General features: G+C 72.0%; 15 protein-coding genes. 11 read left to right on the top strand and 4 right to left on the bottom strand.

The features are described from left to right. Window positions 1–1,104 (bottom strand): LOG family protein, encoded by a 1,104-nt coding sequence (locus tag ACWXWW_RS02780; protein ID WP_455968616.1) that lies wholly within the window; start codon window positions 1,102–1,104, stop codon window positions 1–3. 31 nt (window positions 1,105–1,135) lie between these two features. Next, the gene (locus tag ACWXWW_RS02785; protein WP_455968617.1) at window positions 1,136–1,711 is read right to left on the bottom strand and encodes a TetR/AcrR family transcriptional regulator; all 576 of its coding nucleotides are present in this window, start codon (window positions 1,709–1,711) and stop codon (window positions 1,136–1,138) included. A gap of 222 nt (window positions 1,712–1,933) precedes the next feature. Between ACWXWW_RS02785 and pulA the strand changes: the two genes are divergently transcribed. The 4 genes from pulA to ACWXWW_RS02805 all read left to right on the top strand — a co-directional run bounded on the left by pulA (window position 1,934) and on the right by ACWXWW_RS02805 (window position 12,466). Beyond that, the gene (gene pulA / locus ACWXWW_RS02790; protein ID WP_455968792.1) at window positions 1,934–7,585 is read left to right on the top strand and encodes a pullulanase-type alpha-1,6-glucosidase; all 5,652 of its coding nucleotides are present in this window, start codon (window positions 1,934–1,936) and stop codon (window positions 7,583–7,585) included. 98 nt (window positions 7,586–7,683) lie between these two features. Continuing rightward, window positions 7,684–9,369: an ATP-binding cassette domain-containing protein gene (locus tag ACWXWW_RS02795; protein WP_455968619.1), complete on the top strand. Its 1,686-nt coding sequence runs from the start codon at window positions 7,684–7,686 to the stop codon at window positions 9,367–9,369. Next, window positions 9,366–11,057 (top strand): amino acid ABC transporter ATP-binding/permease protein, encoded by a 1,692-nt coding sequence (locus tag ACWXWW_RS02800; RefSeq protein ID WP_455968620.1) that lies wholly within the window; start codon window positions 9,366–9,368, stop codon window positions 11,055–11,057. The genes ACWXWW_RS02795 and ACWXWW_RS02800 overlap by 4 nt, the downstream gene beginning before the upstream one ends. Then, the gene (locus ACWXWW_RS02805; RefSeq protein ID WP_455968622.1) at window positions 11,057–12,466 is read left to right on the top strand and encodes a sugar porter family MFS transporter; all 1,410 of its coding nucleotides are present in this window, start codon (window positions 11,057–11,059) and stop codon (window positions 12,464–12,466) included. Before ACWXWW_RS02800 ends, ACWXWW_RS02805 begins: the two co-directional genes overlap by 1 nt. 7 nt (window positions 12,467–12,473) lie before the next feature. Here ACWXWW_RS02805 and ACWXWW_RS02810 read toward each other — a convergent pair whose 3' ends face one another. Beyond that, window positions 12,474–13,340, bottom strand: coding sequence for a Cof-type HAD-IIB family hydrolase (locus tag ACWXWW_RS02810; RefSeq protein ID WP_455968623.1), 867 nt, complete (start codon window positions 13,338–13,340; stop codon window positions 12,474–12,476). 137 nt (window positions 13,341–13,477) lie between these two features. On the opposite strand from ACWXWW_RS02810, the gene ftsE reads away from it, so the two are divergent. From ftsE to ACWXWW_RS02845, 7 genes are read left to right on the top strand one after another with little or no spacing between them, the layout of a single operon-like run. Next, on the top strand, window positions 13,478–14,587 hold the full coding sequence (ftsE, locus tag ACWXWW_RS02815; RefSeq protein ID WP_455968625.1) for a cell division ATP-binding protein FtsE: 1,110 nt from the start codon (window positions 13,478–13,480) through the stop codon (window positions 14,585–14,587). Beyond that, window positions 14,584–15,495, top strand: coding sequence for a permease-like cell division protein FtsX (ftsX, locus tag ACWXWW_RS02820; protein ID WP_455968627.1), 912 nt, complete (start codon window positions 14,584–14,586; stop codon window positions 15,493–15,495). The genes ftsE and ftsX overlap by 4 nt, the downstream gene beginning before the upstream one ends. A gap of 53 nt (window positions 15,496–15,548) precedes the next feature. After that, window positions 15,549–16,025, top strand: a complete 477-nt coding sequence (smpB, locus tag ACWXWW_RS02825; RefSeq protein WP_271173295.1) for an SsrA-binding protein SmpB — start codon at window positions 15,549–15,551, stop codon at window positions 16,023–16,025. Between the two features lie 50 nt (window positions 16,026–16,075). Beyond that, complete coding sequence (locus tag ACWXWW_RS02830) at window positions 16,076–16,546, top strand: prepilin peptidase (RefSeq protein ID WP_455968628.1); 471 nt, start codon at window positions 16,076–16,078, stop codon at window positions 16,544–16,546. 47 nt (window positions 16,547–16,593) lie between these two features. Beyond that, on the top strand, window positions 16,594–17,628 hold the full coding sequence (locus tag ACWXWW_RS02835; protein ID WP_282979144.1) for a YihY/virulence factor BrkB family protein: 1,035 nt from the start codon (window positions 16,594–16,596) through the stop codon (window positions 17,626–17,628). Window positions 17,629–17,632: 4 nt separating this feature from the next. After that, on the top strand, window positions 17,633–17,875 hold the full coding sequence (locus ACWXWW_RS02840; RefSeq protein WP_282979143.1) for a response regulator: 243 nt from the start codon (window positions 17,633–17,635) through the stop codon (window positions 17,873–17,875). Between the two features lies 1 nt (window position 17,876). Next, a complete protein-coding gene (locus ACWXWW_RS02845) occupies window positions 17,877–18,485 on the top strand; it encodes a CYTH domain-containing protein (RefSeq protein WP_455968630.1) in 609 nt (202 codons plus the stop codon). A 157-nt stretch (window positions 18,486–18,642) separates the two neighbouring features. Here the strand turns inward: ACWXWW_RS02845 and lpdA are convergent, their stop codons facing one another. Further along, the gene (gene lpdA / locus ACWXWW_RS02850; protein ID WP_282979141.1) at window positions 18,643–20,040 is read right to left on the bottom strand and encodes a dihydrolipoyl dehydrogenase; all 1,398 of its coding nucleotides are present in this window, start codon (window positions 20,038–20,040) and stop codon (window positions 18,643–18,645) included. Window positions 20,041–20,069: the final 29 nt, after the last annotated feature.

A 20,069-nucleotide genomic window follows, 5' to 3' on the forward strand; every position in this document is an offset into this window, starting at 1 on the left:
TCAGCCGCGCGCCGCGATGAGCGCAGCCGCCTCGTCGACGTCGTCCACGAGGTGCACGTGCCCCGCCATGGACCGCCCCTCCGCGAGAGCGCGCAGGAGCGGCCAGGCGGGGTACGTCTCCGTCCAGTGCCGCCGGCCGACGAGCACCATCTCGCCCACGGCCTCCGGCGTCGCGTAGTAGTTCTCGCACGCGTCCTGGAAGATCTCCTGCACGGTTCCGCCGGCGCCGGGCAGGAAGACGATGCCGCGGTCGCAGAGCTGCAGGAGGATCGACTCTCGCAGCGCGTTCCGGAAGTACTTCGCGATGGCCGTCGCGAAGAGGTTCGGCGGCTCGTGCCCGTAGTGCCAGGTGGGCACGCCGAGCGTGTCGACAGGCGACGCGAGGTCGGCGAGGACGGCGCGCGCCGATGAGGCCCATCTGTCGACTGACGGATGGAAGGACGGATGCACGGCGAGGGTCGCGAGCGCCGCATCGAGCGCGTCCTCGGGGAGATCGGCGAAGCGCGCGCCCAGATTCGCGGCCTCCATCGCGCCGGGACCCCCTCCGGTCGCGACGACGAGGCGGCCGTCGGGGCGCTGCGCCGCGAGGAGGCGCCCCAGCCGCGCGGCTTCGCGGTAGTCGGGCTCGCCGCGCCGGAGGGCGTGGCCGCCCATCACGCCGACGAGGTGCCGCCCCGCGACCCAGCGCTCGAGCGCCGCGTCGACCCCTGCGTCATGCAGCACGCGGGCGAGGACGGCGTCGGGGTCGCGCGCTTCCTGCGACCAGGCGTACGCGCGTCCGTCGAGGGATGCGCCCCACACGGGCGCGTCGTAGAGCTCGTCGGCCGTGTAGAGCGCGTCGCGATGAGGGTCGACGGGGGCGAAGGCGACGTCGGGGAGCACGAGCGCGCCCCGACCGGCGTGGAGCTCGGCGTCCCCCGGGGCGAGCGCGCATCCTGCGAAGGTCGCGCGCGACGTGTCGCAGTCCGCGAGCTGCCCGGACCGCTCGCGGAGGTCGAGGCCGAGCAGGCGCCATCCGCGCAGGCTCCGCGCGCCCTGCGCGAGTCGGGCGTCGAACTCGGCGAGGGACTCCACCACGACGATCCGCCCGCGCCTGTGCCTCATCCGTCCGAGGTTAGCGCGGTGCCGCGCAGCGTCAGGCCGGGCGCGGCCACCATGCGGGAAGGTGCTGGAAGATCGCGCGCGTGTACGACTCCTCGTCGGCTTCGTCGCTCGTCGCCCAGCGCAGGGCGGCGCCCACGAACCCGCCCGCGACATACGCGGCAGCGACCGCGTCGTCGAAGACCACATCGAAGCCGCGTTCGCGGAACCGCGACAGCGCCGTGGCGCATCGCTCGTCGAAGAGGGCCTGCAGCCGTCGGCGGAAGTCGAGGGAGAACTCCGAAGCGAGGAGCGCGCGCAGGGCGGGGCGCTCCGCGGTGATGCCGCGCAGGACGGCCGTGGTCGCCTCCTCGTACCGCGCCGCGAGGTCGGCGAGCGAGTCTCCCGGCTGCACGGAGATCTCGGCGGCGGCGTCGAGCCAGCTCGCGTGCATGTCGGACGCGACGTCGCCCACGTTCGTGTAGTGCCCGTAGAACGTCGTCCGGTGCACACCGGCCGCACGACACAGCTCGGCGACGCCGATGTCGGTCAGCGCCTCGCGCGTGAGCAGGTCGTGCAGCGCCTCCTGCAGCCGCCTGCGGCTGCGCAGCGCTCGGGGGTCCTCCGCCATCCCTCCAGTGTGCCCGATCGCGGCATCCCGCACATCCCACCCTGCAAGCGCTTGCGCGGAAGGGGCCAAGTCGGCGGTGACGCTTCATGTTTCTGGCTGCAAGCGCTTGCAGAATCGCCGCCGAGGTTGCTATCTTCGGCGGGACGCCTGGCGTCATCACCCGAGCACCCCGGAGAAGACGTGTCGAAGACGACCGCTGCGCGACGTCGCGCGCTTGCCCTCATGACCATCCCCGCCCTCGCGCTCTCGGGCGCGGTCGGCTCCGCCGTGTCCGCGAGCGCCGCCGATCGGTCGCCTGCGCTGGTGGGCAGCCTGCAGAGCGAGCTCGGCTGCGCCGACGACTGGCTGCCGGACTGCTCGGAGACCGAGCTCGCGCCGACCGGCGTCGAGGGCGTGTACGCCGCCGAATTCGAGGTGCCGGCGGGCAGCTACCACTACAAGGTCGCGCTGAACGACACATGGGACGAGGCGTACGGGCTCGACGGGGGAGCCGACGACATCCCGCTCGCCGTCGCGGGGCCTGCGACGCTGCGGTTCGTCTTCGACGACAACCGCAAGCGCGTCGGCGTCGAGGTCGTGGATCTCACGGGCGGGTACACGGCGGAGGACGACGCGCTCGTCGCGGCGCCCGTGCGACAGCCCGGCTCCGACGAGCGGTTCTACTTCGTGATGACCGACCGGTTCGCCAACGGCGACCCCGCGAACGACACGGGCGGCATCGAGGGCGACCGGCTCGCGCACGGCTTCGATCCGACCGACCGCGGGTTCTACCAGGGCGGCGACATCGCGGGCCTGCGCGACAGCCTCGACTACATCGAGGGTCTGGGCACGACGGCGATCTGGCTGACGCCGAGCTTCGCCAACAAGCCCGTGCAGGGCGAGGGCGCGAATGCGAGCGCCGGGTACCACGGGTACTGGGTCACCGACTTCACCCGCATCGATCCGCACCTCGGCACGAACGCCGAGCTCGAGGCGCTCATCGCCGACGCCCACGCGCGCGGCATCAAGGTGTACTTCGACATCATCACGAACCACACCGCCGACGTCATCGACTACGCCGAGGGCCAGTACGGGTACATCGACCAGGCGACGAGCCCGTATCGCGACGCGGACGGCAGCGCCTTCGACCCGGCGGACTACTCCGGAACGGGATCGTTCCCGGCTCTCGACGCGGAGTCCTCGTTCCCGTACACGCCCGTGACGAGCGACCCCGAGGCCAAGACTCCCGCGTGGCTCAACGACCCGACGCTGTACCACAACCGCGGCAACTCGACCTGGTCGGGGGAGTCCGTGACCTACGGCGACTTCGACGGTCTCGACGACCTCATGACCGAGCACCCGACCGTCGTGAACGGCTTCGTCGAGGTGTACCGCGACTGGGTCGACCTCGGCATCGACGGCTTCCGCATCGACACCGTCAAGCACGTCGACTTCCCGTTCTGGGAGACCTGGACGAAGGAGGTCCTCGACTACGCGCACGCGCAGGGCAAGGACGACTTCTTCATGTTCGGCGAGGTCTACGACGCCGACCCGGTCAAGCTCGCGCCGTACGTGCGCGACACCGACATGAACTCGGTCCTCGACTTCGCCTTCCAGTCCTCGGCGGCGGGCTTCGCGGCGGGCAACTCCGCGAAGGGCCTCCAGGGCCTCTTCGACGGCGACGACCGCTACACGACGCCCGACTCGTCGGCGACGGCGCTGCCGACGTTCCTCGGGAACCACGACATGGGGCGCATCGGCTACCTCCTCCAGAACACGGGCGAGGCCCTCGAGCGGGATGAGCTCGCACACGAGCTGCTGTTCCTCACGCGCGGGCAGCCGGTCGTCTACTACGGCGACGAGCAGGGCTTCGCAGGCACGGGCGGCGACAAGGGCGCACGCCAGACGCTCTTCGCCTCGCAGGTCGCGGAGTACGTCGAGCAGCCCCTCGTGACGGGGGAGACCGCGGGATCGGTCGACCGCTACGACACGTCGGCGCCGCTCTACACGCACATCGCCGAGCTCGCCGCGCTGCGCGAGGCGCACCCCGCGCTGTCGACCGGCGCCCAGATCGAGCTCTACGCCGAGAACGGCGCGGGCGTGTACGCCTTCTCGCGCGTCGATCGCGATGAGAAGGTCGAGTACGTCGTCGCCCTCAACAACGCCGAGGAGGCGCGCACGGTCGAGCTCACCACGCTCACCTCGGATGCGTCCTACGCTCCCGTGTACGGCGCGGACGCGCCCATCGCGAGCGACGCGTCCGGCACCGCATCGGTCACCGTCCCCGCACTCGGCGCGGTCGTCTACCGCGCCGACGCCACGGTGTCGGCGGGCGACGCCGCGCCCGCCGTGCAGATCGCGGCCCCGACACCCGGCGCAGGCCTCGAGGGCCTCGCACCGGTCTCGGCGGAGGTCGAGGGCGACGGATGGATCGAGACGAGCTTCTCGTGGCGCACCGTCGGAGAGGATGCCTGGCACGCGCTCGGCACCGCCGAGGACACCGAGCCGCGCGTGTTCCACGACGTCTCGGAGCTGCCAGCGGGAACGCTCGTCGAGTACCGCGCCGTGGTGACCGATGCCGCGGGCAACCGCTCGGCGGCCTCGACCTACGCATCGGCCGGCAATGCGGTCGACCTCGTCGAGAGGGAGGAGCCGGAGACGCCGATCGAGCTCGTCACGGTGCCTGGAAGCCACAACTCCGAGCTCGGCTGCGCGGGGGACTGGGACCCGGCGTGCGAGGCGGCGAAGCTCGAGCTGCAGGCGGGCGGTGTCTACGCCGGCACGTTCGACCTGCCCGCGGGCGACTACGAGTACAAGGTGGCGCTGAACGGCAGCTGGACCGTGAACTACGGCCAGGGCGGCGTCCAGGACGGCGCGAACTTCTCGTTCTCGCACGACGGCGGCCCGATCACCTTCCTCTTCGACCCGCGCTCGAACGTGGTGCAGTCGACGGCGGAGGGCCCCATCGTCACGGTGTCCGGGAGCTTCCAGAGCGAGCTCGGGTGCGCGGGCGACTGGGCCCCCGACTGCCTCGGCTCACTTCTCTCCGACGGCGATCGCGACGGCGTGTACGAGCTCACGACCGACGCCATCCCCGACGGCGGCTACGAGGCCAAGGTCGCGCACGGGCGCAGCTGGGACGAGAACTACGGCGTCGACGGCGTGCGCGACGGGGCTAACTACTCCTTCAGCGTGGCCGACGGCACGCCCGTGACCTTCCGCTACTCGATCGCCGACCACCGGCTCGAGATCGCCGCGGCCGAGCCGCCGCTCGCCGGGACGGGGGAGCAGCGCGCGCACTGGATCGATGAGGAGACGCTCGTCTGGCCCGCCGACCTCGGGCAGCCCGACGGGGCGTCGTACGAGCTCTACGCCTCGCCGGACGCGAGCCTCGAGCTCGTCGACGGCGCCGTCGAAGGCGCCGACCCCATCGCCCTGACGGTCGTCGACGGGGGCCTCACCGAGGAGCAGCGCGAGCGCTTCCCGGCGCTCGCGGACGGGATCGCGCTGCGGGTCGAAGGGCAGGACGCCGCGGAGCTCGCTCGCGGCGAGCTGGCTGTCGCGCAGCGCGGCGGAGACGGCGTCATCACCGGCTACACCGGCGTCCAGATCCCCGGGCTGCTCGACGCGCTCTACGCTGACGCGCTCGAGCGGGTCGAGCTCGGCGTCACGTTCCAGGGGAGCAAGCCGACCTTCCGCCTGTGGGCCCCCACGGCGCAGTCGGCGACCCTGCTGACGTGGGACGAGGGCGCCGACGGCGATCCGCTCCGCCACGAGGCGCGCTACGACGAGGCCTCCGGAGTGTGGGAGGTCCGCGGGAAGAAGGATCTCAAGGGCGATGAGTTCGCCTGGGAGGTGACCGTCTTCGCGCCGACGACGGGCGCCATCGAGACGAACGTCGTCACGGACCCGTACTCCGTCGCGCTCACGCCGAACTCCGAGCGCTCGGTTGCGATCGATCTCGAAGACAGGGCCTGGCAGCCGAAGCAGTGGACGAAGGCGAAGGCGCCCGAGGTCGAGCAGGCCGTGGACCGTGCGATCTACGAGCTGCACATCCGCGACTTCTCGATCACGGATGAGTCCGTGCCCGCGGAGGAGCGGGGCACGTACCGCGCGTTCACGCGGGACAGCGACGGCACGCGGCAGCTGCGTCAGCTCGCCGACGCCGGCATCACGACCGTGCACCTCCTGCCGTCCTTCGACATCGCCACGATCGAGGAGGACCGGGCCGCGCAGCTCGAGCCCGACTGCGACCTCGCCTCCATGGGGCCGGCGTCGCCCGACCAGCAGGAGTGCGTGTCGGCGGTCGCCGCTCAGGACGGCTTCAACTGGGGGTACGACCCGTACCACTACTCGGTGCCCGAGGGCTCCTACGCGGTCGACGCCCACGGAGGGGCTCGCGTCGCGGAGTTCCGCTCGATGGTGGGAGCGCTGCACGGCATGGGGCTCGAGGTGGTGCTCGACGAGGTGTTCAACCACACCGCGGAGTCCGGTCAGGGGGAGCGCTCGGTGCTCGACCGCGTCGTGCCGGGCTACTACCACCGCCTCGACGCCGCGGGAGATGTGGAGACGTCGACGTGCTGCCAGAACGTCGCGACCGAGCACGCCGCGGCGCAGAAGCTCATGGTCGACTCGGTGGTGACCTGGGCGCGGGACTACCACGTCGATGGATTCCGCTTCGACCTCATGGGCCACCACTCCGTCGAGAACATGACCGCCATCCGCGCGGCGCTCGACGAGCTCACCCTGCGCCGCGACGGCGTCGACGGATCGTCCATCTACCTCTACGGCGAGGGCTGGGACTTCGGCGAGGTCGCGGGGAACCGGCTCTTCACCCAGGCGAAGCAGGGCCAGCTCGGCGGCACCGGGATCGGCACGTTCAACGACCGGCTCCGCGACGCCGTGCACGGCGGCAGCCCGGTCGACGGATCGTCGACGTTCCGCCAGGGCTTCGGCACGGGCCTCGGCACCGACCCGAACGGCGACCCGATCAACGGCACCAACGAGCAGGCGCTCGCAGACCTCGGCCACGAGACCGACCTCGTGAAGCTCGGCCTCGCGGGCAACCTCCGCGACTACGAGCTGCTCACGTCGGACGGCGAGATCCGCCGGGGCGATGAGATCGACTATCGCGGCGCGCCCGCCGGCTACGCCGACGAGCCATCCGAGGTCGTGAACTACGTCGATGCGCACGACAACGAGACGCTCTACGACCTCTCCGTGTTCAAGCTCCCGGCCGACACCCCGATGGCCGAGCGCGTGCGCATGAACACGCTTTCCCTCGCGACCGCCACGCTGTCGCAGTCGGTGTCGTTCTGGCACGCGGGCACCGAGCTGCTCCGCTCGAAGTCGCTCGACCGCAACAGCTACGACTCGGGCGACTGGTTCAACCGGATCGACTGGTCGGGGCAGGAGTCCACCTTCGGATCGGGTCTGCCTCCCGAGGCCGACAACGGCGGCAAGTGGAGCATCATGGCGCCCCTCCTCGAGGACCCTGCGCTGAAGCCGACGGCCGACGACATCGCGACGGCCGAGGCCGCGGCGCTCGACCTGCTCGAGGTGCGCTCGGAGGTGGGCCTGCTCACGCTCGGCTCGTCGGAGCTCATCCACGAGAAGGTGTCGTTCCCCGCGACCGACGCGCCGGGCACGATCGCGATGTGGATCGACGATCTGCGCGGCGCCGACGCCGACCCCGAGCTCGACGGCGCGCTCGTGTTCTTCAACGCCTCGGATGAGCCGGTCACGCAATCGCTCGCGGGGCTCGAGGGACGCGCCCTCGCGCTCACGCCCGCGCAGGCCGACGGCTCCGACCCGGTCGTCCAGGAGACCTCCTGGAGCGCGGACACGGCGACCATCGAGATCCCGGCGCGGACGGTCGCGGTGCTCGTCGACTGAGCTCGGACCACGCGGGAGAGGAGGGGCGCGATGCGCCCCTCCTCTCCCGCGTTTCCTAGGATGGATCGAGTCCCTCGACCCCGAAGGCCTCATCTCCCATGCGCACCACCCCTCGGCGCCCGCTCGGCGTGCTCGCGGACGTCCCGCCCGCCGGCTGGGCCGTGGTCGCGCTCGGGGTCCTGAGGGCGGTCGCCCTCACGGGGGCCGCGCTCGCCGCGGGCGCGGGCGTCGACGCGCTCCTCCAGGGCGCGAGCGCCGCCCCCGCACTCGGCATCGCGCTCGCCGCCACGGCGGCCGCGGCGCTTCTCGCAGGAGCCGAGGCGCTCCTTCCTCCGCTCGCGCAGGCCGGTGAGGAGCGCGCCTGGCGTCGCGCCGTCGTCGCGGCGCAGCTGACGGCGCCGCTCGATGACGGCACGCCGTCGGGCGACCGCGTCGCGCGCGCGACCGACGACGTCGAGCGGGCCGCGCACTACCGCAGCGTCTTCCTGGGGCCGCTCATCGCCGCGTTCACCGTGCCCGTGGTCGTGATCGTCGCGATCGCGGTGCTCGTCTCGACCGGCATCGCGCTGCCGATCGCGGTCTGCGCGGCGGCGATCCCGCCCGTGATCGCCTGGTTCCTGTCGCGCTTCCGCGCGGGGTCCGGCCGCTTCCGGATGATCTCCGCGCGTCTGGCCGCGTCCTTCCTCGAGACGCTGCGCGCTCTCGGCACGATCCGCCTGCTGGGTGCCGAGGGGCAGCGCCGCGCGCAGCTCGCCGTCCAGGCCGAGAGGATGCGCGTGGAGGCCATGCGCCTTCTCCGGCGCAATCAGGTCGTGCTGCTCGTCACCGATGCGATCTTCGGGGTCGTGATGCTGTCGCTCGTCGGCGCGCTCGCGGTGTCCGGCGTCGCGGACGGCTCCGTCTCGCCGGGGGCCGCATTCGCCCTGCTCCTCCTGACCGTGCCTCTGCGCGAGCCGGTCGACCGCCTCGGCCGCTCGTTCTACGTCGGGCTCGCCGGACGCGCCGCGGCCGAGCGCGTGCGCGCCGCCATCGCGTCCGCTCCGTCGCCCGCATCCGCAGCGCCGGCCGTCGCGCCGGGCGGCCGCATCCGCGGAGACGGCGTCCGCGTCGATCGAGGCGGCGTCCGTGTCGTCGACGAGGTCGATCTCGAGCTCGCCCCCGGGCTCACCGCGATCGTCGGACCCTCGGGATCCGGCAAGTCGTCGCTGGCGCTCGCGGTCGCCGGGCTCCTGCCCGCGACGGGTCTGCGCATCGACGGGCGCGAGGCGTCCCCCGAGGCCCTCCGCGCGGCGGTCGCCTACGTCCCGCAGCGCAGCGTGCTGCTGACCGGCACGGTGCGCGACAACCTCCTTCTGGCCGCGCCCGGCGCGTCCGACGACGACCTGGTTGCGGCGCTCCGCGCCGCAGGTCTCGCGACACCGGAGGCCGAGCTGCCGGCCGGACTCGAGACGAGGGTCGGCGAGGGCGCGCGAGGCGTCTCGGGCGGTCAGGCGCAGCGCATCGCGATCGCGCGTGCCCTGCTCGGCGGCCGGGGTGCGCTCGTCGCCGACGAGCCGACGGCGAGCCTCGACCGCGACACGGCCGACCGGGTCCTCGCGACGCTCCGAGACCTCGCGCGCACACGCGCCGTCCTCCTCGTCACACACCGTCTGCCCGAGGCGCACGCCGCCGATCGCGTCGTGGTGATCGAGGGCGGAAGAGTCACCGCCGCGGGCGCTCCTTCCGAGCTCGCGCTGTCGAGCGGCTACCTCGCGGCCGCCACCTCGGCGGAGGAGGCATCGTGATCGCACGGCTCGCTCGCATCGCCGCACCGGCCTGGCCCTGGCTGCTCGCGTCCCTGCTCGCGCGGCTCGCGGGGCTCGCCGCGGGCGTCGCGCTGCTCGCCGTGCCGGCAGGGGCCATCGTGTCCGTCGCCGCAGGCGCCTCCGTCGACATCCTGCCCCTGGTCGTCCTGCTCGTGGCCCTCGCCGTCGCGAAGGGCGGGCTGCGGTATCTCGAGCAGTTCCTCGGCCATCGTGCCGCGTTCGATCTCATCGCCGACATGCGGCTGCGGTTCTACGACGCGGTCGTCCCGCTCGCGCCCGCCGAGATCGCGGAGGGGTCAGGCGAGCTCACCTCGATCGCCGCACGCGACATCGACCGCGTCGAGGTCTTCTTCGCGCACACCCTCGTTCCGGCGCTCGCGGCGGTCATCGTGCCCGGCGGTCTGGTCGCGGCGGGCTTCGCGGTCGGACCGGCCGAGGGAGCTGTCGTCCTCACGGCCTTCATCATCGGGGGAGTGCTCGCGCCGCTCGTGGGCCGCGCGCGCGGAGCCTCCGCAGCGCGCGGGCTCCTCGTCGAACGCGCCGCGATCGCCCAGCACGTCGCGGAGGACGCGGCCGCCGCGGTCGAGATCCGGACCCTCGGCGCCGAGGAGCGGCGCCTCGCCGCTCTCGATGCGCTCGGGGCGCGAGTCGGGGCGCACCTGCGAGCGGAGGGGCGCGCGCTCGGCGCACGGACGGCGATCGGCGCCGCCTGGCCGTTCGCGGCCGTCATCGCCCTGCTCGCGCTCGCGGGCGGCGACCCGGCGGCGCACGTCGTGCTCGCGGCCGCGGTCGTGGGCGCAGCGCCCGCCGTCACCGCGGTCGAGGCGTTCGCGCGCAGCCTCCCGCTCGCGCTCGTGGCGGCCCGGCGCTACCTCGACGTGCTCGATCGCAGCCCGCGCGTCGCCGACCCCGAGCGACCCGTGAGGCTGTCGGACGGCCCGCTCGACGTCCGGGGCGAGAACGTGACCGCGGCGTATTCGGAGGCCGCTCTTCCGGTCCTCGATGCACTGTCGTTCGCGGTGCCGCCGGGCGGGAGCCTCGCCGTCGTGGGGCCGAGCGGAAGCGGCAAGTCGACGCTCGCGTCGCTCCTCGTCCGGGCACGGGATCCCCGTGCGGGGCGCATCCTGCTGGGCGGCGTGGATCTCCGCGACATCGCGCTCTCCGAGCTGCGTGCCGCGGTCGCGCTCGTCGAGCAGCGGGCCGTGCTCGTGAGCGGCACGGTCCTCGAGAACCTGCGCCTCGGACATCCGCGGCTCTCGGAGGATGACGCGTGGCGAGCGCTCGAGCAGGCGGCACTCGCCGACGACGTGCGCGCGCACCCCGACGGTCTCGCCGCGCGCGTCGGCGAGGACGGTCTCGCGCTCTCGGGCGGCCAGCGCCAGCGGCTGAGCCTCGCGCGCGCTCTCGCGCGGCGCCCGCGCCTCCTCATCCTCGACGAGGCGACATCCCATCAGGACCCGATCACCCAGGAGGCCATCCGCCGCAGCGTCGCGGCGCGTCCCGAGCTCACGACGATCGTCATCGCGCACCGTGCGGACGCCGTGGCCGGCATCTCCGAGATCCTCGCCCTCGAGGCCTCCGACGCGGGAGCCCTTGACACGGAGCGAGCACGCACGGGAGGCTCACGAGGCCTCGAACGTCCGCAGGCAGAACGAGGAGGACTCTGATGGAGAGACAGCACACGAGGACCAGCGCGCGGGTGATCGGCATCGCGATCGCCGCGGCGCTCGGGGGATTCCTCTTCGGATTCGACACCGCCGTCATCAACGGCGCCGTCGACGCGCTCGCGGCGGACTTCGAGCTCGAGGCCGCACTCAAGGGATTCGCGGTGTCGTCCGCGCTGCTCGGCTGCGTGGCCGGCGCGTGGTTCGCCGGATCGATCGCCAACCGCTGGGGCCGCGTCCCCGTCATGCTCGTCGCGGCCATCCTCTTCCTCGTCTCCGCGATCGGGTCGGGTCTCGCGTTCAGCGTGATCGACCTCATCGTGTGGCGTGTCGTGGGCGGTCTCGGCGTCGGCGCCGCCTCCGTCATCGCGCCCGCGTACATCGCGGAGGTGTCGCCCGCGCGGATCCGCGGCCGGCTCGGCTCGCTGCAGCAGCTCGCGATCGTCACCGGCATCTTCGCCGCTCTTCTGTCCAACGCGCTCCTTGCCGGCATCGCGGGCGGCTCGAACGCCGTGCTCTGGTGGGGCATCGACGCGTGGCGATGGATGTTCATGGCCGAGGCGATCCCGGCGATCGTGTACGGCGTCATGTCGCTGCGGCTGCCTGAGTCGCCGCGCTTCCTCGTCCGCAAGGGCGACTACGACCGCGCGTCGCAGGTGCTGCTCGACTTCACGGGCGAGCCCGACGTCAACCTCAAGATCCAGCAGATCCGGGACTCGCTCGAAAGCGAGAAGCGCGAGTCGCTCCGCGACCTCGCCGGGCCCGTGCTCGGCCTCAAGCCCATCGTGTGGGTGGGACTGCTCCTGTCGGTCTTCCAGCAGTTCGTCGGGATCAACGTCATCTTCTACTACTCGACGACGCTGTGGCGATCGGTCGGCTTCGACGAGTCGAGCGCCCTCACGACATCGGTCATCACCTCGATCACGAACATCGCGGTCACGATCGTCGCGATCATCCTCGTCGACCGCGTCGGCCGCCGCGCGCTTCTCCTGTCCGGCTCGGTGCTGATGACGCTCTCGCTCGGGACGATGGCCCTCGCGTTCTCGTTCGCCGAGCTCGTGACGGCGGCCGACGGCACGACGAGCGCCGAGCTCGCCGCACCGTGGTCGATCATCGCCCTCATCGCCGCGAACCTGTTCGTCGTCGGCTTCGGCGCGACCTGGGGCCCCGTCGTGTGGGTGCTCCTCGGGGAGATGTTCCCCAACCGGATCCGCGCGAGCGCGCTCGCGGTCGCCGCGGCCGCTCAGTGGCTCGCGAACTTCTTCATCTCGACGACCTTCCCGGTGTTCAGCGACATCAGCCTGACCTTCGCGTACGGGTTCTACGCGTTCTTCTCGCTGCTGTCGTTCTTCTTCGTGCTCTGGAAGGTGCGCGAGACGAAGGGCCGAGAGCTCGAGGACATGGAGGGCTGACCTCCGCTCAGCCCTGCTGCGCGGGCTCCGCGTCGAGGAGCCCGCGCAGCACGGCCACGACGCCCTCGTCCTCGCTCGAGGGCGCCGTGAAGCGGGCGCGCGCGAGGATGTCCGGGTGGGCATTCTCCATCGCGTACGACTGCCCAGACGCGTCGAGCATCTCGAGGTCGTTGAGGTAGTCGCCGAAGGCGACCGTCTCGTCCCGCGTCACCCCGAGCTCGCGCTGCAGGCTCTCGACCGCAGCGCCCTTGTTCGCGGCGGGCGGCATGACGTCGATCCAGTGCCGTCCCGAGACGACGACCTGGTGCGTCTCGCGCAGCCGGTCGAGTTCGGCGCCCGTCCCGGTGGCGGCGTCGACGAAGTCGTACACCGCGATCTTCAGGACGTCGTCATCGGCGGCGAGGATGTCGTCCATCCGCTCGAGCGCGGCGTAGTACCGGCTCGCCTCGGCGACGAAGGGCGCGTCGACGCGCTCGATGTACGCCGAGCGCTTGCCGCAGAGGACGACGCCGATGTCGCGCCCGGCGGCCGCGAGGGAGCGCAGGAGCCGGACCGCCTCGACGACGAACGCACGATCGAGGACGAGCGACGAGATCTCCACGCCGTCGCGCACGACATAGGCGCCGTTCTCGGCGATGAAGGGCATGCCGTCGGAGGCGCGCGCGAAGAGCCGGGCGAGCGTGGCGTACTGCCGCCCGCTCGCCGGCGCGAAGACGATGCCGCGCTCGCGCATGAGGTCGAGCAGCGGCCAGAACGCCGCGGGAACCTCGCCGGCCGCGTCGAGGAGCGTTCCGTCCATGTCGCTCACGACGAGTCGGGGAGCGGGCAGGTCCGTCGCCGCGGAGGCGGACGGCAGGGGAGAGGTGCGGGGCACGGCGAGGCCTTTCGTCGGAGAGCACCATGACACCACACGCGCCTCGGAGGGCCCTCACCTCCGAACCGCCTGGCAACGCGTCGGGCGGGGGTGTCGCTCGGGGTACCCGGGGCGTCGCGACTTAGGCTCGGTACGCCATGATCCGGTTCGAACACGTCACCAAGCGCTTCAAGGGCACGGCGAAGCCGGCCCTCAGCGACATCGACTTCGAGGTGCAGCGCGGCGAGTTCGTCTTCCTCGTCGGAGCCTCCGGCTCGGGGAAGTCGTCCTGCCTCCGCCTCATCCTCCGCGAGGACCTTCCGTCCTCGGGCCGCGTCGTCGCGCTCGGTCGCGACACGAAGACCCTCAGCTCACGGCGCACGCCGTACTTCCGCCGCAACATCGGGGCGGTGTTCCAGGACTTCCGTCTCCTGCAGTCGAAGACCGTCGCGCAGAACGTCGCGTTCACGCTCCAGGTGATCGGCCGGTCGCGCGCCTTCATCAAGGAGGCCGTGCCCGAGGCGCTCGAGCGCGTGGGCCTGGCCGACATGGGCCGTCGCATGCCGCACGAGCTGTCCGGCGGCGAGCAGCAGCGCGTCGCGATCGCCCGGGCGCTCGTCAACCGGCCGCAGCTGCTCCTCGCCGACGAGCCCACCGGCAACCTCGACCCGACGACGTCCGTCGACATCATGCGCATCCTCGCGCAGGTCAACGCGACCGGGACGACGGTCGTGATGGCGACCCACGAGGCGACCTTCGTCGACCAGATGCGGCGCCGCGTCATCGAGCTCCGCGAGGGCGAGCTCGTCCGCGACGACCGGCACGGCGGCTACGGCGACACCTCGGTCATCCGCACGCTGCAGCCGGAGACCGAGCGCGGTGCGGCCGCGATCGCGGCCCTGACCGCCGTCCTCGAGGTCCAGCGCGAGGTGTCCGAGACCCCGGGCGAGACGGCCGAGAGCGCCACGCAGCGCGCGGTCGACGCCGTCGAGGAGGTCGTGGAGACCGCCGCCGAGCCGACGCCGGCGCCCGCCGCCGAGCCGACGCCCGCGCCCGCCGCGCAGCCGTCCGAGCCCGCCGACGCGGCCATCCCGCCCGTCGAGCGCGCCGCCGAGACCGCCGCCGCGCCCGGCGTCGATCCGGAGTCGGAGGACGCCGCGAACCGCACCTCGTCCATCCCGCGCGTCGATGTCGACGTGGACGCGCTCGGCATGGCCGACCGCCTGGGGCTCACCTCCCGCGACGACGAAGTGGGGCCGACCTCATGAGATTCGGACTCGTCCTCGGCGAGGCCCTGCAGGGCCTGCGCCGCAATGCCTCGATGGTCGTCTCGGTCATCCTCGTGACCTTCGTCTCGCTCACCTTCGTGGGCGCGGCCGTGCTCATGCAGGCCCAGATCGCCAAGACCAACGCGTACTTCCAGGACCGCGCGCTCGTCGACATCTACATGTGCTCGCCCCTGTCGACCGGCGACACGTGCGTCGACGGCGCCGCGTCGGAGGAGCAGATCACCGCCGTGCAGGAGGAGCTCGAGGGCCCGACGCTGTCGCCGCTCATCCAGGACTACACCTACCTCAGCCCCGACGAGGCGTTCGACTCGATCGTCGAGAACCTCGGCGAGGACTACGCGAGCCTCCTCACCGCCGAGCAGACGAGCGCGGAGTTCCACGTCAACCTCGTCGACCCGAGCCAGTCCGACGTCATCGTCGAGGCGTTCACGGGCATCCAGGGCGTCGAGGAGATCACCGACCAGCTCGAGTACCTCGATCCGCTCTTCGCGACCCTCACGATCGCGACGTACATCGCGATCGGCATCGCCGCCCTCATGCTCGTGTCGGCCGTGCTCCTCATCGCCACGACCATCCGCCTCTCGGCCTATGCCCGCCGCCGCGAGGTCGGCATCATGCGCCTCGTGGGCGCGTCCAACCGGTTCATCCAGACGCCGTTCGTCCTCGAGGGCGTGTTCGCGGCGTTCATCGGCGCGGCCCTCGCCGGCGCGGCCGTGCTCGCGGGCGTGCACTTCGGCGTCGAGCGGTACCTCGTGAACGAGATGTACGCCATCCCATGGGTGGGGATGGCCGAGGCGTGGGCCGTCGTGCCGGTGCTCGTCGTGGTCGGCGTCGTGCTCGCGGCGCTGTCGGCGGGCTTCGCGATCCGGCGCTGGCTCCGGGCATAGCCCGACCCTTGCTAGGGTGGAAGGCTGCGCCGTGAGAGCGAGGAGGTGAGCGCATGCCCCGGGAACAGGGTGAGAAGGTGGTGGCGACGAATCGTCGCGCCCGCCACGAGTACACCATCGAGAAGACCTATGAGGCGGGCCTCGTGCTCACCGGAACCGAGGTGAAGTCGCTGCGCCAGGGGCGCGCGAACCTCAGCGACGGCTACGCGTACATCGATCGCGGCGAGGCATGGCTCGACGCCGTGCACATCCCGGAGTACTCGCAGGGCACCTGGACGAACCACGCGTCCAAGCGCACCCGCAAGCTGCTCCTGCACCGCGACGAGATCGTGAAGCTCAGCCACCAGGTCTCGGCGGGCGGGTACACGCTCGTGCCGCTGCGCCTCTACTTCCTCGACGGCCGCGCGAAGGTCGAGATCGGCGTCGCGAAGGGCAAGCGCGAGTTCGACAAGCGCCAGACCCTCCGCGAGCGGCAGGACAAGCGCGAGGCCGAGCGCGCGATGCGCATGCGCAACCGCATGGGGGAGTGACTCTCCACAGGCATCCGCGCCACCCCCGCAGGCGTCCCTAGCCTGACGGGATGCCGCTGCCCGAGGTTCTCGCCGCCGTCGCGTACGGCGGCTTCCTCGTCGTCGGCGTGGTCCTCATGCGCGTCGACATCCATGAGCATCGGCTCCCCGACCGGATCGTCCTGCCCTCGACGGCCGCTCTCCTCGCCGTCGTCGCCGCGCACGCCGTATCGCTCGGAGACGCGGCGCCCCTGGGCCGTGCCGTCCTCGGCGGACTCGCGCTCGGCGCCTTCTACCTCGCTCTGCGGGTCGCGAACCCCGAGGGGATGGGCGGCGGCGACGTCAAGCTCGCGGCGCTCGTGGGCGTCTTCCTCGCCTGGCACGGATGGGCCGTGCTCGCGGTCGGCGCGGCCGCGGCCTTCGTCGGCGGGGCCGCCTGGGCGCTCGCGCTCCTGGCCGCGCGGTGCGCCGACCGCGACGCGCGCATCCCGTTCGGCCCGTGGATGATCCTCGGCGCCTGGGCGGGGCTGCTCGTCGCCTGAGCGCGGCGGGGCGCTCGCGCTGGGCAGCGCTCGGTAACGTGGCAGGCATGTCGTCGATCGAGAGATGGGTGCGCTCGGCCATCGCCCGGATGCTGCGCGTGCGCATCGTGCGCGCCGTGCTCCTCTTCACCGAGCACCAGGGCGGGCTGCTCGCAGCGGCCGTGACCTTCCGGGCGCTGTTCTCGGTTTTCGCGGCCGTCGCGCTCGGCTTCGCGGTCGCGGCGCTCTGGCTCAACGCGCGCAGCGACCTCTGGCAGGCCCTCATCGACGCCGTGAGCGCGGCCATCCCGGGTCTCGTGCGCAACGGCAGCGGCGACGGCATCATCGACGCCGACAGCCTCGGCGCCGCGCTCGGCGGCAGCGTCTGGCTGAGTGTCGTCTCGGCGCTCGCCCTCGTCTGGGCGGCGATCGGCGCGATCGGCAACATGCGCACGGCCATCCGGATGATCGCGGGCACCGCCCACGAGGAGGTCCTCGTCGTGTGGCTGCTGCTGCGCGACCTGCTCTTCGCGGTGTCGGTGGGCGTGTTGTTCCTCGCGGCGGCCGTGCTCACGTTCCTCGGCTCGACGTTCATCGAGACGGTGCTCGGATGGCTGGGGCTCTCCGGCGGCGGATGGGCCGAGATCCTCACGCGCGTCGCGACGGTCGCCACGACGTTCGCCCTGGACGCGGTGATCATCGCCTGGCTCTTCCGCCTGCTGTCGGGCGTCCGCGCTCCGGCGCGTGCGCTGTGGACGGGCGCGCTCCTGGGCGGCGCGGGCCTCACCGTCCTGCAGCAGCTGTCCGGCCTGTTCGCCGGCGGGGCGGATCGCAATCCGTTCCTGGCGTCGTTCGGGTCTCTCATCGCCCTGCTGCTGTGGTTCAACCTCTCGGCGCAGGTGATCCTCATCGCGTGCACGTACATCGTCGTCCGCGTCGAGGAGCAGGAGGCGCGGGTGAGCGCCCGGTTCGGCGCCGAGACGTTCGCCCAGCGGCGCGTGCGGATGGCCGAGCGCGACGTCCGGCTCGCGGTAGACGCTCTCGAGCTCGCGCGCAAGGCCGAGCGCGAAGAGCGCGAGCACGTCGCGGCGCGGCTATCGTGAGGGCATGGCCATCGCACGACTGCACGGAGGACCCCTCGACGGACAGGTCCTGCCCCTGGACAGCCCCGATCTCGAGCAGCTGATCGTCCCGTATTCGGAGACGCAGGTCGTCTACCACCGCTCGGGCGCGGCTCAGCACACGGGGGAGGGCGACGGCCCGACCGAGGTCGCGTTCCTCTTCGTCGAGGAGGAGGACAGCCTCGTCCAGGACGGCGAGGACGACGAGGACGAGGGCGGTTCGCGCTGACATGACCGAGCCCACGCGCTTCGTCGAGGTCGAGCGGAAGTTCGACGTCGACCCCGGAACGCCCCTGCCCGACTGGTCGGCCGTCCCCGGCGTCGCCTCCGCCACGGAAGGCGAGGAGCGGCATCTCGACGCCCTCTACCTCGACACCGACGACCTCGCGCTCGCGCGCGCCGGCGTCGCGCTGCGGCGCCGCACGGGCGGCCCCGACGCGGGCTGGCACATCAAGGGCCCGCTCGTCGACGGCGCGCGCACGGAGCTCGGATGGCCGCTGGGCGACACCGAGGAGATCCCGGATGCGGTCGCCGCGGAGATCGCCGCCTGGACGACCGAGATCCTGCGCCCGCTCGCGCGCATCGTCAACGACCGCACGGCGTACGAGCTGCTCGACGCCGACGGCGGCGTCGTCGCGGAGTTCGTGGACGACCACGTGCGCACGGCGGACCTCCGCGCGGGGGTCGACCGCGAATGGCACGAGTGGGAGATCGAGCTCGGACCGGCCGCCCCGGCCGACCGCGACGCGTTCTTCGACGCGGTGGCACGCGCGGCGACCGCAGCGGGCGCGCGTTCGGCCTCGAGCGCGTCCAAGCTCGCTCGCGCCCTCGGGCACTGAGGGCGGCGCCACCCACCCCGGTCATTGAGCGAGCGGAGCGAGTCGAAATGACGTGAGCCGGCCCCGGGATCGTCCCGGGGCCGGCTCACGTTGTTTCGTCTCCTCGCTGGCGCTCGTCGCTCAACGACCGGAGGCGGCGCGCTGCGCGCGCTCAGTCCTACATGTTGATGAAGTGACCGAGGAGGCCGTGGAAGCCCTCCTGCAGCGTCTCCGAGAGGGTCGGGTGCGTGTGCACGTTGCGGGCCGCCTCGAGCGCCGTGATGTCCCACTTCTGCGCGAGCGTGAGCTCGGGGAGGAGCTCCGAGACGTCGGGGCCGATGAGGTGGGCGCCGATGAGCTCGAGGTGCTCGGCATCCGCGATGAGCTTGACGAAGCCGACGGGCTCGCCGAGGCCGTTCGCCTTGCCGTTCGCGCTGAACGGGAACTTCGCGACCTTGATCTCGCGGCCCTCGGCGCGCGCCTGCTCCTCCGTGAGGCCGAAGCTGGCGACCTGCGGCGAGCAGAAGGTGGCGCGCGGCATCATGCGGTAGTCGCCGAGCGGCATCGTCTCGGCCTTGCCGATCGTCTCGGCGGCGACGACGGCCTGAGCCTCGGCGACGTGCGCGAGCTGGAGCTTGGCGGTGACGTCGCCGATCGCGTAGATGCCCTCGACGTTCGTGCGCATGAACTCGTCGATCTCGATCGCGCCGCGGTCGGTGAGCTGGACGCCCGTGTTCTCGAGGCCGAAGCCCGAGACGTTCGGCGCGAAGCCGACCGACATGAGCACCTTGCCGGCCGTGATCTCGCCGGCCACGCCGTCACGCGACTCGTACGTGACGTGCACGGACGAGCCGTTGTCGGTGACGGTCTTGACGGCGGTCGAGGTGAGGATGTCGATGCCGTACTTCTTGTACTGCTTCTGGATCTCCTTCGAGACCTCCGCGTCCTCGTTCGGGAGCGCGCGGTCGAGGAACTCGATGATCGTGACCTTGACGCCGTAGTTCGACAGGACGTAGGCGAACTCCATGCCGATGGCGCCGGCGCCGACGATGACGATCGACTCGGGCAGCTCGCGCGTGAGGATCTGCTCCTCGTACGTCACGACGTTGTCGCTCAGCTGGACGCCGGGGAGGAGGCGCACGGTCGAGCCGGTGGCGATGATCACGTTGTCGAACGTGACCTCCTCGGTCGAGCCATCCGACTTGGCGACCGAGATCGCCTTGGGGCCCGTGAAGGTGCCGCGGCCCTCGTACTCGGTGACCTTGTTCTTCTTCATGAGGAAGTGGATGCCCTTGACGTGCGTCTCCGCGACCTTGCGGCTGCGGTCGAACGCCGCGCCGAAGTCGAAGTGCACGTCGCCCGAGATGCCGAACAGGTCGGCCTTGTGGGTGAAGGTGTGGGCGATCTCGGCGTTCTTCAGGAGCGCCTTCGAGGGGATGCAGCCGACGTTGAGGCAGACACCGCCCCAGTACTTCTCTTCGATGATGGCGGTCGTGAGACCGAGCTGGGCGCTGCGGACGGCGGCGACGTAGCCGCCGGGGCCCGCGCCGAGGATGACGACGTCGTAGTGAGCCATGGGATCAAGCCTATCTGTGCGGGAGGGGA

Source organism: Microbacterium sp. KNMS (assembly GCF_053851835.1).

What these genes read in the sequence shown, in the direction of transcription:
- ACWXWW_RS02835 (WP_282979144.1), top strand. Translation starts at nt 16,594, where the DNA reads ATGTCGTCGATCGAGAGATGGGTGCGCTCGGCCATCGCCCGGATGCTG.
- ACWXWW_RS02845 (WP_455968630.1), top strand. Translation starts at nt 17,877, where the DNA reads ATGACCGAGCCCACGCGCTTCGTCGAGGTCGAGCGGAAGTTCGACGTC.
- ftsE (WP_455968625.1), top strand. Translation starts at nt 13,478, where the DNA reads ATGATCCGGTTCGAACACGTCACCAAGCGCTTCAAGGGCACGGCGAAG.
- pulA (WP_455968792.1), top strand. Translation starts at nt 1,934, where the DNA reads ATGACCATCCCCGCCCTCGCGCTCTCGGGCGCGGTCGGCTCCGCCGTG.
- ACWXWW_RS02840 (WP_282979143.1), top strand. Translation starts at nt 17,633, where the DNA reads ATGGCCATCGCACGACTGCACGGAGGACCCCTCGACGGACAGGTCCTG.
- smpB (WP_271173295.1), top strand. Translation starts at nt 15,549, where the DNA reads ATGCCCCGGGAACAGGGTGAGAAGGTGGTGGCGACGAATCGTCGCGCC.
- ACWXWW_RS02795 (WP_455968619.1), top strand. Translation starts at nt 7,684, where the DNA reads ATGCGCACCACCCCTCGGCGCCCGCTCGGCGTGCTCGCGGACGTCCCG.
- ACWXWW_RS02830 (WP_455968628.1), top strand. Translation starts at nt 16,076, where the DNA reads ATGCCGCTGCCCGAGGTTCTCGCCGCCGTCGCGTACGGCGGCTTCCTC.
- ACWXWW_RS02805 (WP_455968622.1), top strand. Translation starts at nt 11,057, where the DNA reads ATGGAGAGACAGCACACGAGGACCAGCGCGCGGGTGATCGGCATCGCG.
- lpdA (WP_282979141.1), bottom strand. Translation starts at nt 20,040, where the DNA reads ATGGCTCACTACGACGTCGTCATCCTCGGCGCGGGCCCCGGCGGCTAC.
- ftsX (WP_455968627.1), top strand. Translation starts at nt 14,584, where the DNA reads ATGAGATTCGGACTCGTCCTCGGCGAGGCCCTGCAGGGCCTGCGCCGC.
- ACWXWW_RS02780 (WP_455968616.1), bottom strand. Translation starts at nt 1,104, where the DNA reads ATGAGGCACAGGCGCGGGCGGATCGTCGTGGTGGAGTCCCTCGCCGAG.
- ACWXWW_RS02785 (WP_455968617.1), bottom strand. Translation starts at nt 1,711, where the DNA reads ATGGCGGAGGACCCCCGAGCGCTGCGCAGCCGCAGGCGGCTGCAGGAG.